This window comes from Silvibacterium bohemicum, from assembly GCF_001006305.1.
GTDB lineage: Bacteria > Acidobacteriota > Terriglobia > Terriglobales > Acidobacteriaceae > Silvibacterium > Silvibacterium bohemicum.
The window spans coordinates 321,554-339,877 of sequence record NZ_LBHJ01000019.1 but is presented as its reverse complement, the minus strand read 5'-3'; the positions used below and the strand labels follow the sequence as shown (position 1 = coordinate 339,877).

Here is an 18,324-nt window from a genome sequence, read left to right as displayed (position 1 = left end):
GGGCAATCAGAGCGTTCCTGTAAGAGTCTGCAGATTGGCGAGCGCCACGCGGTAGCGAAGATCACTGTCGGCGCTTGCAGTGTCGGCCTGGGTCGCTGCATTTTCAGCATCTACAACTTCGAGCGCCGTAGCTTCTCCTGCGCCGTAGCGCAGCTTGGTTAAACGCAGGCTATCTTCGGCGGTCTTCGCGCTCAGGTTCAGTGAGGCCAGCTCGTCGCTTGCCACTTTTGCTTCGCTGTAATATTCCGTCAAGTCTGCGATCAGCTTCTTTTGCGTCGCAGTCAATTGCGTCTGTGCAACCTGCTGCCGCAGTTCGCTCTGTTTCACGCGGTCGTGCGTCGCGAACCAATCCCATACAGGGATATCCAGCGTAACCGAGGCCGAATAGCCCAGGTTCTGCACGCCCGCCGGACCGTTCACCGCAAATTGCGGTGCATCGATTCCATACGAGTAGTTCAACGTAAGGTCTGGGAGATACGCCGCCCGCGCCGCAGCAACTTCATCCTTACTCATGCGAAGGGCCTCGAGCGCACTCTTCAGCTCAGGGTTTCTTTTTGCAGCGGCAGATTCTATATCCTCACGAACCGGCAGCGCAGGCGGGATCAGATCGCTGTCCGCTAGCCGATAAGGGGTGCGAGGATCGGGCAAAAGCAGTACACCCAATTCCAGACGAGCCTTCTCGGCGGCCAACTGTGCGTCGGCCAGATCACGTTGCCGCTGCTGCAGGCCGAGATTCGCCTTGACCCCATCAGCGTGCGCCACCTCGCGTCCAGCCTCCAGCTTGCCCGTGAGTTCTACGAAGGACTGCGCTTCGTCCGCTGCGCGCTGCGCCACGTGCACGCTCTGGTCCTCGGCTACAACGGTGTAATACGCCGACGCAACGGTCAGCACCAGCTTGCGCCGGGCTATCTCAAGGTCGGCCTCAGCCTTCGCGCTCGCAGCATCCGCGCGCTTCGATTCGGCAAAGTTCACCGCGCTGATCGTCTCTGTGACCAGCGCCTGGCTGGCATATTCGCGAATCGCATTGTTGGCGATGAACCGCGGAGCATCCTGGGCCGATGCGCCTTGTCCCGCCTGGTTCTTGAGCCCATTCGGCTGGGTATAAAGATATTGGTTGTGATACGTCACGACGGGCAAGAGTGCAGCCCGGCCGATATTGCGGTCGAGATGCGCAATGCCGCGGTCCCCTGCACTCGCTGCATACTCTGGATCACTAGCCTGTGCTCTCGTGATCGCATCCTGAAGGGTGAGAACGAGCGTTTCCTTCGTGTCGTTGCTGGAGGGCGCCGGCGCGGCAATCGTCGTTTGCGCCGGCATGCCGGTTGCAACCAACAGAGCGGTTGCAAGTGTCGCAACCATTGGAAGCTTGGACGAGAGCAAAGTCACCTCGGATGAAAAATAGTGGCGCTGGCTGCGCGATCCGATTTTCAGCGTAGCGGATTGACCTTAAGGAAGAATGAAGGCTATCAGCCCGCGTTCCTCTAAAAATGCCTGCTTCGGATCACTGCTGCAGACCCTTCTCTAACGCGGGAATTGCGCGTTGCCGGATGTCAGGCTCGATTGGCTTCTGATCTCCATCGAAATGAGTCTCTCATGAAGAGATCGGCCACAGATTGGAAAACCACAAGCGCTTCAGCGCTAGAGAGACGCGGTTTTGACAGGAATGCTTGGAGCGGAGGCGAGATATCGCATCCGCGCCAAGCCACAGCAATCAAGTCGCGATCAACGTGACGGAACGGCGTTGAAAAGCGACACGAGCCCTTCGGAAATGGTTGGGTGAGTCAGGATGAGGTCGCGGATTGATGTGTACGGAAGCCCGGCGCGCATGGCCAACTGCACCGGCGCCATCAGTTCTCCCACGCCGCTGCCAAAGCCGGTGAAACCGAGGATCCGATCGTCTTCGGCGCCGACCAATGCCTTCAGGAATCCTCGTGTCTCGGAGAGAGTTCTCGTCCGCAGCACTGCCGCCATCGGAATCTTGGCCAGCCGATAGTTAGTCTGCTGCCGCTTCGCCTCGGTTTCGTTCAGCCCGATCCGCGCTAATTCCGGATCGGTGAACAGGCAGGAGGGGACCTGTCTTCCGGTCGTGACTCGATGTGCTCCGGCAAGGTTATCGCGAATGATTCGAAAATCGTCGAAGCCAATGTGCGTGAAGAAGGGGCTGCCGGCGCAGTCTCCCACAGCCCAAACGCCCGCCGCACTCGTTTCCAGGCGCTCGTTTACTTTCACGAAGCCGTGCTCGGTGACCTCGATCCCAGCCAGGTCAAGCCCGATCCCGTCGGTATTGGGAGTTCTCCCGGTCGCCACCAGCAAATGCGAACCATCGAGAATAATCTGCTGATCGCCGGTATGAATTTCGAGCGCGACCTTATGGCCGGATTTGCCGGTGACCTTGACCACTCTCGCATTGGAGACGATTTCGATTCCTTCGTCCTTCAAAAGCTCCTGCATGGCCGCGGAGACGTCATCGTCTTCGCGGTGCAGCAGGCGCGCGCTGCGCTCGATGATGGTGACGCGGCTTCCAAACCTGCGCATGGCCTGTGCAAACTCGAGGCTGACATATCCGCCGCCAAGGATCAGCAGATGCTCGGGCACGGTGTCCAATTCCAGCGCCTCGACATGAGTCATCGGAGCTGAATCAGCCAGGCCTGGGATATTCTCCAGACTCGCGCGGGTGCCGGTGTTCACAACCGCCATCTTGCCCCGCAGCGTGCGCGTTCCACCGTGGTTCAGAGCGACTTCGATCGTCATTTCGCCAACGAATCGACCCGATCCGAAGATGAGCTCGGTGCCCGTCTTCGCGAAGATGTCCATGTGCATCTTGCCCAGGCCCTCGACCATCTCGCGCTTACGCGCCCGGACTCGCTGCATATCGACCTTCCACGACCCGGAGGAAATTCCAAATTCGGCCGCATGCTCAAAAAAGGATGCGACCTTGGCGCTGTGAACCACATTTTTGCTGGGAAGGCACGCGACGTTGGGGCACGATCCCCCAACAGCCCTGCGTTCGATTACAGCAGCGCGTTTTCCCTGCTTCGCAAGATGCCAGGCGAGGTATTTGCCAGCCTCTCCGCTTCCCAGGACAACGACGTCATATTCTTCGATACCAGACATGAGAAACCCTCCAACCTTCGCCGCGTTTTGATTTTCACTAGAGAGACACCGTGCACGCAGTGCTCATTTTTGCAGATTCAGCCCAGGAGCGCTCGGCAGCCTGCATAGACGTCTAGGGAATATTTCTAAGGGGCGAAGTGTTTTTCAGAACAAAGCCTTTTTAAGAGAAGAGTGTAAATGTGCGCGGGGTCTGGAGTGTGCTCTTTATTTGCGTTCCATGGCAATTGAAGAATACGCGGGCATGCCCAGGCACTGCGATACGAGTGCTCCCTTTGCGTGGTCGACCCACACATATTCCTGGTTAAAACAAAGTTATTTGCTGGAGTGCGGCATGAAGACTCGTAATTCCAATATTCCCATCTGGTTGATGGGGCTATCCAACCTGCCCTTTGGTCTCTTCAACGGTATCCTCGTCATGGCGTTGCCGCAGATGCTGGCTGCACGGCACGTACCAGAGGAGAAGATTGCGACTGCGATTACCGTGGTGGTAACCGGAGCGATTTTTGTTTTTCCTCTCGGCCCGCTGCTGGATGTGCGATTCAGCCGGCGCTGGTACGCGACGATGTTCGCACTGGTATCGGCAGTGAGTGTTGCCCTCAGCATTCTTTTTCAAAGCCATATAACAGTCGTGGAAGTAGCAATGTTTGTTGGCTTCGCGTCTATCTTCCTCTCGCAAAATGCCCTCGGCGGCTGGCTTGCTAGCGTTGTTGCGCGCGAGGATGAAGGCAAACTAAGCGCATGGACGCAGATCGCCACTGCCGGCGGCGCAGGTTTGATGAGCATCATTACCGAAGAGGCATTGCGAGGATTGCCTTTATGGGCATCCGCCTTGCTGCTGGGCCTCCTCGTGCAGCTTCCGACCTTAATCTTCCTCTGGATGCCGATGCCTTTGCAGGACCGGCGTCTGGCCAGCGAAAGTTTTAGCCAGTTCTGGGGCGAGGTCTTTGCAGTTATACGGCGGCGGGAGGTGTTGGTCGCGCTTGTTATGTTGGTCGCACCCACCGGTTCTTTCACGTTGACCAACATGATCGCTGGCCTCGGAGGAGACTTTCATGCATCGCCCCGATTCATCAGTATTGTCGGCGGAGCCGGGCTGTCATTTGCCGGCATTGCAGGAAGTCTGCTGTTTTTACCTCTGAGAAGATTCTTCTCACTGCGTCCGTTGTACCTGCTGATCGGCACAGTTGGATCCTTGTTCACTCTTAGCTTGCTGCTGCTGCAGCGCACACCGGCGACATTCTGTATCGCGTTGATCGGCGAAAATGTCTTCCAGGCACTCGCGATCACCGGAGCGGTTGCGATTATCTATGAGACGATCGGGCGCGATAATCCATTCGCGGCTACGCAATATAGCCTGCTCTTCTGCGGGTTGGGCCTTCCCATCATCTACATGCAGTTCGTCGATGGCAAAGCCTACGGCCGGCATGGCGTAGCGGGGGCATTCGGCGCCGATGGATGCATCGGAATTGCAGCCTGCATCCTCGTGGGACTACTGCTGGTCTCCCTACGCACGCTGAAGTCGCCGGCTAAGGAAATGGCAATCGACGCCGCGTGATGCGAACCCTCGAACGCAGTTCTTCTGAATGCGTTCGAGGGTTCTCTCGAGACACCTGAGTCAGAAAATAACGGAGGTGCGCACTCACACGCGGAGTGAGGCGCAAATGCGGCGATTTCTGCGCTCGACGTGGGAATTGAGGGAAGAGACTGCCACAAAATTGACACAGTGAGCGGCGGGAGCCGGTAGCAGAACAGCGCTAAGTCTTTTAGAATTATGGTGCGCCCAGAAGGATTCGAACCTCCGACCTATTGATTCGTAGTCAATCGCTCTATCCAACTGAGCTATGGGCGCACATCAAGGAGGGTGACTGCGAACTCTTATTAAGATATCAATTTAACGGTCGATATGCAATTGAAGATGATCGCCGGATGCGACCCGAAGCGGTAAATTGCATGGCCGAATCCGGTTTCCACCAGCCCGACGAAATTACTTCGCCGGGGCCGCGGGAGCAGCCGAAGTTGCCGGCGTTTCAGCGGGAGGCTGGGGCGGAATCAGCGGCATCTCTTCCACCAGGTCCACGCCGGCGCGGCGCAGCAGCTGCGAGACGACCTGCTTGTTCAGGCGAGTGGCGTCGTACTCCACGAGGATCGTCTTCCATTCTTTGTCGATGTGGATGCGGCGAACTCCATAGACTTCCCGCGCATTCCCAAGGGCGAGCATGGCGGCTTCGGTCGGATGCTGTTCGTAGCGATAAAGGACTTCAAGCTGCGTCATGCATCGATGATAGCAAGCTCCGAATTTACAGGTCGAACCGGCTCTTAAAGATTGCGGAGATAGTTCTCGATCTCGGGGCTGGTCCAGTCCTGTGCGCCAATAAACTTGCGGCGGACGCGGCCTTTGGCGTCGATGACGTAGGTCTCCGGTGGCCGTGTCGTGCCATACGCCAGGTTCGACTTCTGCGACAGGTCGAGGGCGATCACCATGTTGCTCAGGTGATTTTCGGCGAGGTATTGATGGTAGGCATCCGCATCGGTATCGAAGCTGATAGCCATCACGACGACGCCCGGAACCTGCTGCTGGAGTTGCATCAGCGAAGGAAATTCCTCGAGACATGGCGGGCACCAGGAGGCCCAGTAATTCAGCACCACCGTCTGTCCGCGATACTGACTGAGGCTGACCGTCTTGCCTCCATCGTGAATGGTGAAATCCGGCGCCATTCCGCCCACCTGTGCGGGACGGCTGCCACGATCGCAGCCCACAGATCCCAGAAGCGCGATGCCCAGAAGTGCGGCGATGCCCCGACCGATCCCAATGCCGTTTTTTCTCAAGTTGCTCACGTTTCTATAATAAGAGCGGAGAACCCGTGGACGCCCCTCTCGACTCAACTTCATCCCTTAAGCTTTCCGTCATCATTCCGGCCCGCAACGAAGAGGATTGCCTCGGAGACTGTCTGCGCTCGCTGGTCAACCAGGCGGAGAATGGGTGGGAGCTGGATCAGGACTGGGAGATCCTCGTAGTCGACGACGGATCGACCGACAGGACCGCGTCCATCGCTGCCGAGTTTGATGGAGTGACCATCATGCAGGCCCCCGCGCTCGAGAAAGGCTGGACCGGCAAGGCCAATGCAGTTTGGGCCGGGGCCAGATTTGCGCGTGGCCAGTGGCTGCTCTTCACCGACGCGGATACGATTCACGAACCGGGCCATCTGAGCCGGGCCATTGTGGAGGCCGATCGCCACAACGCGGCCATGCTCTCTTACTCTCCCCGCCAGATCGTTACAGGGATTGCGCAACGGGCGCTGATGCCCCTGATCTTCAGCGAGCTCTCCGTTACCTATCCGCCGGCCAAGGTCTCCGATCCGGAAAGCTCACTCGCCGCGGCCAATGGCCAATTCCTTCTCGTTCGCAGAGACGCGTATTTTGCCAATGGCGGCCACGAGGCGGTGAAGGACGCGGTGCTCGAAGATGTGGAGCTGGCCAATATCTTCAAGCGCCGCAAGCTGGGACTGCGCTTTCGCTATGCGCCCGATGCAGTGGCCACCCGAATGTATCGCAGCTTCGGCGCGATGTTCGAAGGTTGGACGAAGAATCTCGCGCTGCTCTTCGGCAATCCCTTGTCGCTGGCCGCGTGGCGCATCCTCGACCTGCTCTTTCTCTTCGGTCTCCCGATTTTGACCTGGGTGCTCTATCAGCGAGATCTGAGGCCGATCTTCATAGGCGCACTACTTCTTATCTGGGCGCGGAACGTATGGCGCTACTACCGGCGTGTCGCCAAGTCCAATTTTCCGTTCGAGGACTGCGTCATCACGCCGCTGGCCTTGCCGCTTTTCGCTGTGCTGCTCTATCGCAGCTGGTTTCATCATACGATCACCAAACGCGTAATCTGGAAGGGCCGGGAGTATCCTAGCCGCAATCGCTGAACCCTGCGCTATGGCTCGCGCGTCTATTTCTGGAGACGGAAAAAACCACATGATCCTGCTCACTCGCAAAGCCGAATTCTCCGCCTCGCATTATTACTGGAACGACGCCTGGTCGGAAGAGGAGAACGTCCGCAAATTCGGCAAGTGCGCCAATCGTAACGGACACGGGCACAACTACACGCTGGAGGTCACGGTCTCCGGTGAGATCGACGCCGCAACCGGCTTTGTCGTCGACCTGAAGCATCTGAAAGAGGTTCTGGAGCGGGAAGTGGTCAGCGTATACGATCACCGCCATCTGAACCTTGAAGTTCCAGAGTTCAAAGCCGCTATCCCGACCACCGAGAACATTGCGATTGCCGTCTGGAAACGTCTTGAGGGAAAGATCTCCGGCGCGAGCCTGCACCGCGTGCGGGTGTATGAACTTCCCGACCTTTTTGCCGATTATTACGGTGAGCTATGAAGGCTTATTTCGGACGCCGCTACACCCTCAGCGCCTCGCACCGGTTGCACTCGGAGAACCTGAGCGAGATTGAGAATCAGGCCATCTACGGTAAGTGCAACAACCCGTACGGACACGGCCATAACTACATCGTCGAGGTGGTGATGGGCGGTCAGGTTGACCCGGAAACCGGCATGGTCAGCGATCTGGTGGAACTCGATGCGTGCGTACGCAAAGAAATCCTCGATCGCTTCGACCACACCAATCTCAACACGCATGCATGCTTTCAGAATCTGGTGCCGACCACGGAGAATTTCAATATCGTGATTCACGATCTGCTCAGAACCGCATTCATGAAGGCAGAGCTTTCAGTGGTGCGGGTGGAGGAGACATCGAACAACTCCTTCGAATATCCGGTGGCGAACAGCTTTGAGCGATCACGCGGCGCGCACAGTCGCGGAAAGGGAAGTGCGGCATGAAAAACCATCACATTGCGACCATGCCGGCCGCAAAGGGAGCGTCCAAGAGCTTCAAAGAGGATGTTTCCGTGAAGACCGGCCTTGAAGATATTTCCACGCAGGATATGTATCGCGAATTACTTCGCCGCTTCGACGGGGATCCCACACGGGACGGTCTTGTGAACACTCCCGAGCGAGTCGAAAAGGCGATGTCGTTTCTGACCAAGGGTTATCAGCAGGATCCCATGAGCGTCCTGCACGGGGCGCTCTTCGACGTCGACTACGACGAGATGGTGATCGTCAAGGACATCGAGATGTTCTCGCTGTGCGAGCATCACATGCTGCCCTTCTTTGGCAAAGTTCACGTCGCCTACATCCCGAAGGGCAAGGTCATCGGCCTCAGCAAAATTCCGCGGCTGGTCGATGTTTTCGCCCGTCGCCTGCAGGTGCAGGAGCGGATGACCCGCCAGATCGCCGATGCGATTCAGGAAACCATCGATCCGCAGGGAGTGGGCGTGGTCATTGAAGCCCGTCATCTCTGCATGATGATGCGCGGCGTGGAGAAGCAGAATTCCTCCACCGTCACCTCCGCCATGCTCGGTGTATTCCATAAGCAGAACACCCGCGCCGAGTTCCTCTCCCTGGTCCGCGAGCGCACATCGAATTCCTTTTAAAACCAGGGACGTCATTCTGAGCGCAGCGAAGAATATCAGCTCGATGTTTCCATGAGCGTCGCTGCGAATCTTCCTCGGTTTGGCTTTCAGAAAGACGCCGCAAGAGTAGGTGCCAAGACCGTTCGCCTATAGTGGATAGGTGAACGGTCTTTTGATAATCGATAAGCCTGCGGGGATGACCTCGCATGATGTGGTGGCGCGAGTCCGCCGTGTGACCGGCGAATCCTCCATCGGACATCTCGGCACGCTCGATCCCATGGCGACGGGCGTACTCCCCTTGCTGCTGGGAAAATACACGCGGCTGGCGCAGTTTTACGGGGCGCACGAAAAGGCTTATACCGGAAGCATCCGCTTCGGCTTCGCGACCGATACCTACGACGCCGAAGGGCAGCCGACTACAGAGGCGCGTCCGGTTTCGCTTTCCCTCGATCAGGTTTGCGCCGCCGCCCAACCCTTTTTGGGTGAGCTGGATCAGCTTCCGCCGCCGATTTCCGCGAAGAAGATCAATGGAAAGCCGGCGTACAAGATTGCGCGCGCCGGCGAAACGCCAAGGCTGAAAACGGCGCGGGTAACCATCCGGGAATTCGTCATCGAATCGGTGCAAGGGGAACTAGCTGCCTTCCGCATGCGTATCTCAGCTGGTGGATATGTCCGCTCCGTCGCACATGAGCTCGGCCAATCGCTGGGAACGGGAGCGCATCTTGCCAGCCTATGCCGGACAGCGTCAGGACCGTTTCTCTTGGCAGATGCCATTTCCCTCGATCAACTGGAATCCCTCGCCCGCGAAGGAACGCTTTCCGACCGCATGCCGCATCCGCGTGCGCTGCTGCCCGAGCTGCCCGCCGTCACTGCGGATCAGGCGAGCGTGGGACGGCTACGCAACGGCATGCAGATCAACCTGCCGGAGTTCACAGGGGCTCCGCTGGTCAAGATTTTCCTGGGCCAAAGGGAGTTAGTGGGCATTGGCAGACGCATCGCAGGCACGCTCTTTCAGCCGGTCGTCGTCCTGGCGTAGGAGACCGTCGTGGCGAAAGTTATTTCTTCAGCAGCGGCTTGAGCAGCCCAAAGATGTTTTCGGCGACCAGCTGGTTGCCCTTGGCGGTGGCATGGATGCCGTCCTCCTGGATCGTTCCGGGCACGTTGTAAACATGGATGTAGAGGAAGGGAAGCAGCGGAACCGAGTACTTCCTCGCCGCCGTCGAATAGGTCTCGTTGAAGTCGCGGATGTAGTCCTGGCCGTAGTCGGGCGGCAATGTGATGCCGGCGAGCGTGACCTTCACCCCGGCCGACCGCAGCGTCGAGATCATCTGGTTGAGGTTGGCGCGCGTAGCCGTGATGGGCAGCCCGCGCAGCCCATCGTTGCCGCCGAATTCGACCACCGCAATCGCAGGATGAGGCGCCAGCACGTCTTTCAGGCGAGCAACACCGTCTTTGGTGGTATCGCCACTAATGCCCTTGTTGACGACATGGTAGTGGTAGCCTCGCGCATCCAAAAGCTGCTGCAAGTAGTCTGGATAGGCATGGCCCGGCTCGGCTCCGTAACCGGCGGTGAGGCTGTCGCCGAAGCAGACGATAACCGGTTCCGATTGAGATGGAGCGCCGAAAGCCGGCGAACAGAGCAGCGACAAGGCAAGCAGCGGCGCGGGCCAGAAAAGCTTCACATGAAAATTGTAGCGTGGTAGCGAAATAAGTAGCGTGATGGGTTGGCAGAAGCAGAGGAGCAAGAATGATTGAAGTACGTGGGCTCAAGAAATCCATTCGAAACGGCACCCGCACAGTCGATATTCTGCGTGGCATCGACCTGGTCATTCCGCAGGGCCAGTTCGTCGCCATCATGGGTTCGTCGGGGTCGGGCAAGAGCACGCTGCTCGGACTTCTCGCCGGTCTCGACTCGCCCAGCGAGGGCGAGGTGCTGCTCGATGGCGTTGCCATCAGCAAGCTTGCCGAAGATCGCCTGGCCGAGGTGCGCGGCACGAAGATCGGTTTTGTCTTCCAGTCCTATCAGCTCATTCCCACCCTCACCGCGTTCGAAAACGTTCTGCTCCCGCATGAGCTGAACGCGCGCGGAGATGGCAAGCCTCGCGCAACTGCTCTTCTCACCGCGGTTGGTCTCGCCGACCGGATGAGCCATTACCCAGTCCAGCTTTCGGGCGGGGAGCAGCAGCGTGTGGCCTTGGCCCGCGCCTTCGTGCTCGACCCGCCGATTGTGCTCGCGGACGAGCCTACCGGCAATCTGGATTCGGCCAATGGACAGCATGTGCTCGACCTGCTGACCGAGCGCCAGCGCGATGCCCGCACCACTCTGGTAATGGTGACCCATGATCCCCAGATTGCTGCGCGAGCTGACCGGCAGATTCATCTGCGCGACGGGCTGGTCGTGGCCGACATGCTCGCCCCAGAGCAGGAGACAGTCACGGCGAGGTCGGTCTAATGGCGACGTCCCACAAACCCGCGCTGCCGTGGTCGACCGCTGCACGCATTGCCCGCCGCGAGCTGCGTGCTTCGCAGGCGAAATTCGTCTTCGTGCTGTTGTCGGTGGCCATCGGTGTCGCCTCGCTGACCGGTGTGCGCGGCTTCAGCCAGTCGTTTCAGAAAGCTCTCCTGGGCGATGCGCGCAGCCTGATGGCGGCCGATCTGTCAGCGCGCATGTTTCGCATTGCCACTGCAAAGGAAGTCCAGGAGCTCGACGCGCTGGCGACCAAGGGCGTCCAGAGAACTGAGGTCACCGAGACAGTCTCCATGGCCTCGGTGCACGGCGATCCCGTTCCGCTGCTGGTGTCGCTGAAGGCCGTCGATCCGGCATCGTATCCCTATTACGGAACGATTGTTCTGCAGCCAGACAGCAACCTGCGCGATGTGCTGAATGACGATACCGCGGTCGTCGACGACAACCTGCTGGTCCGGCTCAACGCCAAGGTCGGCAACCAGCTCAAGATCGGCAACCGCTTTTTCCGCATCGCAGCCGTGCTCGTGCGCGAGCCGGACCGCATGTCCGCCGGCGTTGGCCTCGGCCCTCGCGTCATGATCACCCGCCATGCAATGCTGCTGGCCGGCTTGCTCGGCGAAGGCAGCCGCGCCTCCGAACGTTATCTCTTCAGGCTGAACGGCAAAAATCAGGACATCGCCAACATTCGCCCGGAGCTCGAAAAGATCCTGCCCGACGCGCAGATTATGGACTTCCGCGAGACCAGCCCGGAGCTGACCAACGGCCTCGACCACGCCACCGGACTGCTCAGCCTCATCTGCCTGGTCGCCATGGTGCTGGGAGCCATCGGCGTTGCCATGGCCATGCGCGCGCATCTGCAACAGCGCATGGAAATCCTGGCCATCATGAAGTCCATCGGCGCGCGATCGTCGGACATCCTCCGCATCTATCTGCTGCAGACGGTATTTCTCGGGCTTGCGGGAGGACTGATCGGCGTGGCCTTCGGCTTCGGCGTGGAATACGTCTTTCCGTGGCTGCTCGGCTCGCTGCTTCCACTGCGGCCGCCTCTGGAACTGGCGATTCGACCCATGGCCGCGGCTCTGGCCACCGGAGTTCTGACCACGCTGCTCTTCTGTCTGCCTCCGCTCCTCGATGTTCGCCGCATTCGACCCATCGCCGTCCTGCGCAAGATGGTGGAGACATCGGATGGAACCGGCTCGCCGATGTGGTCGAGCAATCAGGCGCCCAGCAAATCGCAACGCATCGTCCTGTTAGTGGTTCTCGCGGTGGGCCTCGCGCTCTTAGCAATATGGATGATTGGTCGCGCGCATCACACTCCGCATCCGTGGGCTCTGGGTGGGTTGGCTCTCGATATCGCCATAGGATTGGCCGCGGTCTTTTACGGCTGGTGGGGACCGAAGTTCAAAGAGCGGAAGTTGCAGTGGGGAGCGATCGTAATCATCCTTGCGGGACTGGCCGGCATCGCCGCTGCGCTCTCCGATTCCTGGCTTATCGGCCGATGGTTTGCGGGAAGCCTCTTCGCTGTATTGCTGGTGATCCTCGCGCTTTCCGCCGTTACCTTACGCGCGTTGCATGCCTTCCTCGACAAGACCCGGCTGCACTTGCCCTCGGCGCTTCGTCATGGCCTCGCCAATCTGTATCGTCCGGGGAACCAGTCGTCGTCCGTCCTGGCCGCGCTGGGAACGGGTGTCATGCTGATCCTGGCTGTCTTCCTCATGCAGGGCGCGGTCGTGCGCGAGATGCACACTGCGACGTCGCCGGATACGCCAAACATGTTTCTCGTCGATATCGCGCCGGACGAATTAGAAGGCGCACGGACGCTGATTGAAAAACAGCCCGGCGTACAAAGCAAGCTCGAAACCATCCCCGTTATCTCCTCGCGCATCCTCAGCATCGACGGTGTCGGAGTGGACGCTCTGAAGGTGCAGAATTATCCCAAGCGGCTGCTGCGCTCCGCAGCCATCACATGGTCCAGCACTGTCCCTCGCGGCGCCAAGATCGCTCAGGGAAAATGGTGGTCAAATGACGCAGCGCCCGATCTGGCTGTCGTCGATCACGTGGCGGAGCGTTTGCATCTGCACATCGGTTCGCGTGTCGAGTTCGGGGCCGATGACCGGACCATCACTACCACCGTCTCGGCGATCTACAAGGTCGATGGCGAGCATGCATTCGCGCGCAGTGAATTCATCCTCGCGCCGGATCTGCTGAAGGGGCTGCCAGCCACCTGGTATGGCGCAGTACATGTGGCGCCCAATCAGGTCGCGGCCATGGAGCGGACGCTCTTCGCTGCGTATCCCACCGTCACCGTCATCAATCTCGCCGATATCCTCGAGACCATCCAGGGCGTTGTCGATCACATCACGCTGGTGATTCGTTTCCTCGCCGGATTCTCCATCCTCTCCGGCGCCATCATCCTCGCTTCAAGCGTCGCCAGCACGCGCTTCCGCCGTATTCGCGAAGTGGTGGTTCTCAAGACTCTCGGCGCCACGCGCGGGCGCATTGCGCAGGTTTTCAGCGTGGAGTTTATGGTGCTGGGGCTTCTTTCCGGACTGGTCGGAGCGATCTTCGCCAATCTTCTGGCGCGCGTTCTTCTGCACAAGATGGACGTGGTCTTCCGCGTCGACTGGGCGGGGTCGGCAGTCGCTATCGTTGCGACCGCCGTGCTGGCGACGGCTACCGGTTGGGTAGCCAGCTTCCGGCTCCTCGGCCAGAAGCCGCTGGAAGTGCTCCGCGAAGAGTAGCTGGCCTCAGGCCTTGGCGCCGCTCCCCTGGTAGTCGATCTCGACCAGGGTGCAGTCGTCGGCCGAAGAGGCGCTTCCGCAAAAGCCGGAGAGCGACTCGAAGATGTCTTGCAGATCGCGGCTCCTGGCCAACGCGTGCTCGAGCCGCGCATTGCCGAAGAACTCTCCGGACACATCTTCAGCCTCGGTAACGCCATCCGTGACCAGCAACACCCGCGTGCCCGGTGCAAGCGTGACCCGATGCGAGTGGAACTCCGCCTGTTCGATCAGACCAACGGGGAGGTTCGATTCAGTCAGCTCTTGGATGCCGTCCGCGGTTTTCAGCAGGGGATGGATGTGGCCGCAATTCACGTATTCCAGCGTGCCGTTACTATCGATCCGCAGCACAATCATGGTTGCGTATTTGCTGATGTCCTTCGCGCAGATATAGCGGTTGAGCGCCCGCGCGATCTTGTCCAGCCGCTGATCGGCCAGGAACTGGGCGTAGACCATGCCCTGCAGCGTCTGTGCCAGCAGCGCCGCCGATACACCTTTGCCGGATACGTCCGCAATCACGATATAGACGCAATCGTCGCCTGCAACCGCATCGTAGAAGTCGCCGCCGATCTCCTTGCAGGGTGCGAAGCGGGCCACGATGCTGGCATAGGAGGTCTTGGGCGGCTGCACTGCCATCAGGTCCTGCTGGATGCTGGCGGCAATGTTCAGCTCCTCGCGATAGCGCCGCGCATGCTCCTCTTCGATGGTAAGCTGGGCGTTCTCCATGAGCGCGGCTGCTTCGGTGGCGATGGTCTTGAGAAGATCGTTATCCACCTGCGTGAACTTGCTGGGATTCAGGCGGCTGTCCAGGTAAAGAACACCCATCATTTCGCCGCGCTGCGTGGCGGGATTGATGCGCCGGCCGCGCATGGGAATGCAGATGACGGTCCGGATATTCTGCGCGATGATGCTCTCCGAACGCGCCCCGCTCTCCGCGCTGAGTGTGTCCGTGACGATGAACTGGCCGGTGCCTCGGATAGCCTGCTGGATCGCGCTGTGGGAGATGGTCGAGTCGTCGGTCAGGATGCTGCCATCGCTGGCGCGTCCCACCGAAAGCTTGAGATCGCCTGCCGAATCGCACAGCAGCACGTATCCGCGCTCCACCTTGGTCAGCTCCAGCGTGGTCTCGACCAGAGCAGCCAGGATCTGGTCGACCGCGCCTACATCATTCAGCTTGCGAGCCGCTTCCAGGAACCAGTTCAGCTTCTCGATCGCAGTGTTGGGTTCGCTGCCGGGGTGCAGGTGATCCATCAACGCCCGCATCGTCGATCCGGAATTCCCGCCGCGAATGCCGAAGCGAAGCAACGGCCCTTCAAGGCTTCCGAAGTGCACCGCGTCGTTGAGTTCCAGCTTTTGTCGATCGATCTTCTTTCCGTTGACGAAGGTTCCGTGCCGGCTTCCCTGGTCGGCGATGAAGAATTCGCGGTTTTCGTAGCGGATCTCCGCGTGTTTGCGAGAAACGTAGGGGTGCTCCAGCAATAGATCGCTGCCCGGCATCCGTCCGACGGTGAAGGGACTGTGACCGATGGCAGTCTGGATCTCGTGGGGTCCATCGATCAGCATGATTGGGGTGGACGGTACCTCGAACATTCGTTCATGTCTCCAAGCGAAACTGAAACCGGAATGAGCGGAGGGGAACGCGGCCTCTCGGTGTGTAGCTGCGATTATAAACAGGAGGCGCAACGAAACCGCCGATCTATCATGGAGCGTGCCCGAATACGGGGTCGAAGGCAGCCTTGGAATTCGGGAAATTGCTGCAGTGAGAGATACAAATTGGTTTTCCAGGGTGACAATTAATTGCAGGGAATCGCAGGCCGGGCGCTCTCTACTGTCTGCAGAAAAAGCTGAGGGGGGTTGCATGGAAAAGAACCAACGACCGCTGGAACCCGGCATCGTCACCGACTTCGGCGACCGCCTGAGCTACGCGGGATACCTCTGTCTGCCCCAGCTTCTTTCCCAGCAGCGGCCGCTCTCCGACCCCGCGCATCACGATGAAATGCTCTTCATCATCCAGCACCAGGTATCGGAGCTGTGGATCAAGCAGCTGATTCATGAGCTTTCAGCCGCCATTCGGTTCGTCGGCAACGACCAGCTCGACCCCTGCTTCAAAATCCTGTCGCGGGCCAAGCTGATCCAGATGCAGCTCTTCGATCAGTGGGCGGTGCTGGAAACGCTGACTCCATCGGAATACATGGAATTTCGAGGAGTGCTGGGCCACGCATCGGGTTTCCAGTCGTATCAATATAGGAAGCTTGAATTTTTGTTGGGTAACAAGAATCGCGATGCGCTGAAAGTCTTCGAGCATGATGCGACGATTCACGCGGAGCTCGAAGCGGCGTTGCTCGCGCCAAGTTTATACGACGAATTTCTCCGCCACCTGGCGAGACGAGGCCTCGCGGTTCCGAAAGAATGCATCGAGCGTGACTGGAGCGAGCCGCATCAAAAGAACGAAGCGCTGGTCGACGTATTTCGAGAGATCTATGAGCATCCGCGCGAATATTGGGATGCCTACGAGATGTGCGAGAAACTGGTGGATGTTGAGGAGTACTTTCAGCTCTGGCGCTTCCGCCACATGAAGACAGTGGAACGCATCATCGGCTTTCGGCAAGGAACGGGAGGCTCGTCGGGGGTGGGCTTTCTGCGCCAGGCGCTGGAGTTGAGCTTCTTTCCCGAGCTGCTCGCCGTGCGCACCGGCCTGAAACAGCGATGACAGCAGCGATCGAAAAGGCAGTTGCCGCAATGGGCGAAGGCCCACTGAATGAATCGGCGATTCTGAAGTTTATTGCGCCGCTGTTTTCGCGGGTGCTGGCGAACGAGCGCGTGTACCTGGCAAATCACTCACTCGGCCGTCCTCTGGACATCATGGCAGAGGATATTGCCGAAGCCACCTCGCTTTGGTATTCGGAGATGGGCCATGCCTGGGAACCATGGCTGGTGGAACGGGAGGCATTTCGCGCTCGCATCGCGAAGCTGATTCATGCGCCTCGCGTCGATTGCGTGGTCCCCAAAACCTCGGCCGGTCATGGGCTGCGCACCGTCCTGAACGCATTGCCCGGAAAGCCCAAAGTCATAAGCACGAGCGGAGAGTTCGATTCCGTCGACGTAGTGTTGAAGCAGTACGCTGCGTTAGGACGCATCGAGGTGCTATGGGTCGAGGCCGATCCGCAAGGAGTGTTTCACATTGATGCATTGATCGAAGCGGTGCGCGCCGGTGCAGATTTAGTCGCCATTTCGCAAGTGATGTTCATGACCGGCCAGATCCTCCATGATATCGATAAGGTGGCAAAGGCCTGCCACACGCATGGCGCTAAACTGCTGGTGGATTCGTATCATGCTATCGGCGTGATTCCGGTCGACGTCGAAAGAATGGGCGCAGATTTTATGATCGGCGGCAGTTACAAATACCTGCGCGGCGGCCCGGGAGCTTGTTTCCTCTATCTTTCGCCGCAGGTTTTGTCCAGTGGATTGCGCCCGCTCGACACCGGCTGGTTTGCCAATGCCGATGAGTTTGCCTATCGCCGCTCCAATCCTCCCATGCTGAAGGAAGGTGGAGATACCTTTCTCGAATCGACGCCCCCGGTGCTGACCTACTACCAGGCGCGCAGCGGGCAGGCATTTTTATTGGCAATAGGTGTCGAGCGGCTTCGCGAATATAGCCAACGCCAGCTACGTGCGTTGCGCGGCTATCTGAAAAGCGAAGGTGTCACCGAAATGGTCGGAGGCGATGATGACCACGGAGCCTTCTTGGCCATTCGAATCGAGAATGCTAAAGATTTTGCCAAAAGGATGGAAGAAGAAGGCATCGTTTGCGATGCCCGCAGCGAATGGCTGCGCCTCTGTCCGGATTGCCTAACGCGGGATGCCGAATTGCGCCGCGCAGCAAAAGCCGTTGGGAAATTGCTGCGCGATCTGCGATAGAGGTTTAGTGCTGCGAAGCAGCATCGTCCAAAGCCAAATTCAGCTCCAGTACGTTGACACGGGGCTCGCCAAGAATACCGAACTGACGGCCTTGCATATGCGTCTGCACCAGCGTTTCCACGCTGGCATCGGAGAGATGCCGGGCCATGGCGACGCGATGCACCTGGTAAAGCGCCGCAGCGGGGCTGATATCTGGATCGAGGCCCGATCCCGATGTCGTTACCAGATCGATAGGCACAGGCTTTCCCGGCTCGGTCTTCTGATAGGTGGCGACATCGCCCTGAATGCGGTCGACCAGCTTCTTATTCGATTGCGCATAGTTCGATCCGCTGGAGTTGGCTGCATCGTAGCCATTGCCTGCAGCCGACGGGCGGCTATGGAAGTAGGTGTCTCCGGTAAAGTTCTGGCCGATGATCTCCGAGCCGATCACCTTGCCATCGCGCACGATGAGCTGCCCGTCTGCCTTCGACGGCATGGTCAGATGCGCGAACGCCGTGACCAGCAGAGGATAGATGATTCCGAGAAGCACGGTCGTGATCAGAGTGAAGCGGATAGCAATCTTTAAATTCGATGTCATGTCG

The 18,324-nt window shown here is 58.9% G+C and carries 17 protein-coding genes and 1 tRNA gene; 10 read left to right on the top strand and 8 right to left on the bottom strand.

Annotation, left to right across the window (positions count from 1 at the left end):
* Positions 1–6 precede the first annotated feature (6 nt).
* Together XX99_RS22905 and XX99_RS22900 are read right to left on the bottom strand one after the other, a co-directional pair.
* A complete protein-coding gene (locus tag XX99_RS22905; RefSeq protein ID WP_050061726.1) occupies positions 7–1,359 on the bottom strand; it encodes a TolC family protein in 1,353 nt (450 codons plus the stop codon).
* 363 nt (positions 1,360–1,722) lie between these two features.
* On the bottom strand, positions 1,723–3,114 hold the full coding sequence (locus XX99_RS22900) for a dihydrolipoyl dehydrogenase family protein (RefSeq protein ID WP_050061725.1): 1,392 nt from the start codon (positions 3,112–3,114) through the stop codon (positions 1,723–1,725).
* 331 nt (positions 3,115–3,445) lie between these two features.
* On the opposite strand from XX99_RS22900, the gene XX99_RS22895 reads away from it, so the two are divergent.
* A complete protein-coding gene (locus tag XX99_RS22895; RefSeq protein ID WP_050061724.1) occupies positions 3,446–4,669 on the top strand; it encodes an MFS transporter in 1,224 nt (407 codons plus the stop codon).
* A 217-nt stretch (positions 4,670–4,886) separates the two neighbouring features.
* On the opposite strand, the gene XX99_RS22890 is transcribed toward XX99_RS22895, so the two are convergent.
* From XX99_RS22890 to XX99_RS22880, 3 genes are all read right to left on the bottom strand, one after another.
* Positions 4,887–4,963, bottom strand: a tRNA-Arg gene (locus XX99_RS22890).
* Between the two features lie 135 nt (positions 4,964–5,098).
* Positions 5,099–5,386, bottom strand: coding sequence for a hypothetical protein (locus XX99_RS22885; RefSeq protein WP_050061723.1), 288 nt, complete (start codon positions 5,384–5,386; stop codon positions 5,099–5,101).
* 44 nt (positions 5,387–5,430) lie between these two features.
* Entirely contained in the window at positions 5,431–5,949 is a 519-nt protein-coding gene (locus XX99_RS22880; RefSeq protein WP_231581569.1) for a TlpA family protein disulfide reductase, read from the bottom strand.
* A gap of 26 nt (positions 5,950–5,975) precedes the next feature.
* Here XX99_RS22880 and XX99_RS22875 point away from each other — a divergent pair, with 26 nt between their 5' ends.
* The 5 genes from XX99_RS22875 (at position 5,976) to truB (ending at position 9,617) form a co-directional block, all read left to right on the top strand.
* Entirely contained in the window at positions 5,976–7,031 is a 1,056-nt protein-coding gene (locus XX99_RS22875; protein ID WP_050061722.1) for a glycosyltransferase, read from the top strand.
* A 49-nt stretch (positions 7,032–7,080) separates the two neighbouring features.
* Positions 7,081–7,491: a 6-pyruvoyl trahydropterin synthase family protein gene (locus XX99_RS22870; RefSeq protein WP_050061721.1), complete on the top strand. Its 411-nt coding sequence runs from the start codon at positions 7,081–7,083 to the stop codon at positions 7,489–7,491.
* Complete coding sequence (locus tag XX99_RS22865; protein ID WP_050061720.1) at positions 7,488–7,949, top strand: 6-carboxytetrahydropterin synthase; 462 nt, start codon at positions 7,488–7,490, stop codon at positions 7,947–7,949. The genes XX99_RS22870 and XX99_RS22865 overlap by 4 nt, the downstream gene beginning before the upstream one ends.
* A gap of 20 nt (positions 7,950–7,969) precedes the next feature.
* The gene (folE, locus tag XX99_RS22860; protein ID WP_156186172.1) at positions 7,970–8,602 is read left to right on the top strand and encodes a GTP cyclohydrolase I FolE; all 633 of its coding nucleotides are present in this window, start codon (positions 7,970–7,972) and stop codon (positions 8,600–8,602) included.
* Positions 8,603–8,753: 151 nt separating this feature from the next.
* Entirely contained in the window at positions 8,754–9,617 is an 864-nt protein-coding gene (gene truB, locus XX99_RS22855; RefSeq protein WP_260315373.1) for a tRNA pseudouridine(55) synthase TruB, read from the top strand.
* Between the two features lie 19 nt (positions 9,618–9,636).
* Here the strand turns inward: truB and XX99_RS22850 are convergent, their stop codons facing one another.
* The gene (locus tag XX99_RS22850) at positions 9,637–10,263 is read right to left on the bottom strand and encodes an arylesterase (RefSeq protein ID WP_231581568.1); all 627 of its coding nucleotides are present in this window, start codon (positions 10,261–10,263) and stop codon (positions 9,637–9,639) included.
* 65 nt (positions 10,264–10,328) lie between these two features.
* Here XX99_RS22850 and XX99_RS22845 point away from each other — a divergent pair, with 65 nt between their 5' ends.
* Both XX99_RS22845 and XX99_RS22840 read left to right on the top strand, forming a co-directional pair.
* Positions 10,329–11,033 (top strand): ABC transporter ATP-binding protein, encoded by a 705-nt coding sequence (locus XX99_RS22845; RefSeq protein ID WP_050061717.1) that lies wholly within the window; start codon positions 10,329–10,331, stop codon positions 11,031–11,033.
* Complete coding sequence (locus tag XX99_RS22840) at positions 11,033–13,789, top strand: ABC transporter permease (protein ID WP_050061716.1); 2,757 nt, start codon at positions 11,033–11,035, stop codon at positions 13,787–13,789. Before XX99_RS22845 ends, XX99_RS22840 begins: the two co-directional genes overlap by 1 nt.
* A 6-nt stretch (positions 13,790–13,795) precedes the next feature.
* Here the strand turns inward: XX99_RS22840 and XX99_RS22835 are convergent, their stop codons facing one another.
* Positions 13,796–15,415, bottom strand: coding sequence for a SpoIIE family protein phosphatase (locus XX99_RS22835; protein WP_050061715.1), 1,620 nt, complete (start codon positions 15,413–15,415; stop codon positions 13,796–13,798).
* Positions 15,416–15,683: 268 nt separating this feature from the next.
* On the opposite strand from XX99_RS22835, the gene XX99_RS22830 reads away from it, so the two are divergent.
* Together XX99_RS22830 and XX99_RS22825 are read left to right on the top strand one after the other, a co-directional pair.
* Positions 15,684–16,535 (top strand): tryptophan 2,3-dioxygenase, encoded by an 852-nt coding sequence (locus XX99_RS22830; RefSeq protein WP_050061714.1) that lies wholly within the window; start codon positions 15,684–15,686, stop codon positions 16,533–16,535.
* The gene (locus tag XX99_RS22825; RefSeq protein WP_050061713.1) at positions 16,532–17,743 is read left to right on the top strand and encodes an aminotransferase class V-fold PLP-dependent enzyme; all 1,212 of its coding nucleotides are present in this window, start codon (positions 16,532–16,534) and stop codon (positions 17,741–17,743) included. The genes XX99_RS22830 and XX99_RS22825 overlap by 4 nt, the downstream gene beginning before the upstream one ends.
* Before the next feature lie 4 nt (positions 17,744–17,747).
* Here the strand turns inward: XX99_RS22825 and kdpC are convergent, their stop codons facing one another.
* Positions 17,748–18,320, bottom strand: coding sequence for a potassium-transporting ATPase subunit KdpC (gene kdpC, locus XX99_RS22820; protein ID WP_050061712.1), 573 nt, complete (start codon positions 18,318–18,320; stop codon positions 17,748–17,750).
* Positions 18,321–18,324: the final 4 nt, after the last annotated feature.